The organism is Burkholderia sp. AW33-5, assembly GCF_053427615.1.
This window is the reverse complement of record NZ_JBSAXA010000107.1, coordinates 1-448: the sequence shown is the minus strand read 5'-3', so window position 1 is coordinate 448 and position 448 is coordinate 1. Positions and strand designations below refer to the sequence as shown.

The window sequence follows — 448 nt, the reverse complement described above, 5'->3', positions numbered from 1 at the left end:
CTTGCGCGGCCGCCATCAGCCTCTCGCCCAAACTCCGATCCTTCTCCGGTTGCTTGAGCATATAGGTCGCCACTCGGCGGCTCAGTCCCAGGTAGCGACATGCCTTGCGTTACGAGAGCCCCCGCCGAGTCAGGACTTCCAGCGCTTCGCGCCGGCCCCGTCGGGGTGATCATTTTTTTCGGCTGAACTCCTTCAGGCCGTCGATGACAAGCATCTGCTCGGCGATCAGGCGCTTGAGCCGATCGTTCCCCGATTCCAACTCCTTGAGCCAACGCGCGTCAGCCACGTCCATCCCGCCGAACTTGTTGCGCCAACGATAGAACGTCCGTTCCGAAATGTTGTGGCGCTTGCATAGATCCTTCACCGGCTCATCCCGGCTCTCGGCCTCGCGCAAGATGCGGATGATCTGCTCGTCGGTAAATCGCTTCTTCATCGAGTTCTCCTTGCC

General features: G+C 60.5%; 1 pseudogene. It reads right to left on the bottom strand.

The features are described 5' to 3' along the window. Positions 1-433 (bottom strand): annotated as a pseudogene (locus ACV22V_RS32575) (transposase); the annotation flags it as partial. Positions 434-448 lie beyond the last annotated feature (15 nt).